Below are 223 nucleotides of genomic sequence, written 5' to 3'. Positions count from 1 at the left end.
CCGCCGAGCCGCTGATCAGGAGAGGGCCCGAGCCGAGCACGCGAATCGCGTCGCGATAGGTCATGAGGCTCGGCGGGATGATGGTGCGCCCGCCGGGAGCGATGGCCTGGATGTAGATGTTTCCGTGCTTGGCGTCGAGGGCGGCGGTGAACAGCCCCCGCCGTTCGTTCACCATGAGCGGAGCCAGGAAGGCCGAAAGGGTGGCCACGCCCACCACGGGGAT

1 pseudogene is annotated in these 223 nt (G+C 68.6%); it reads right to left on the bottom strand.

The annotated features are described in order from the left end of the window. Positions 1-223, bottom strand: a pseudogene (locus tag E4K09_RS23875) (tRNA (adenosine(37)-N6)-threonylcarbamoyltransferase complex dimerization subunit type 1 TsaB); the annotation flags it as partial.

It is taken from the genome of Microvirga pakistanensis (assembly GCF_004458765.1).
GTDB classification, from domain to species: Bacteria; Pseudomonadota; Alphaproteobacteria; order Rhizobiales; family Beijerinckiaceae; genus Microvirga; species Microvirga pakistanensis.
This window is presented reverse-complemented; position numbering and strand designations above follow the sequence as displayed.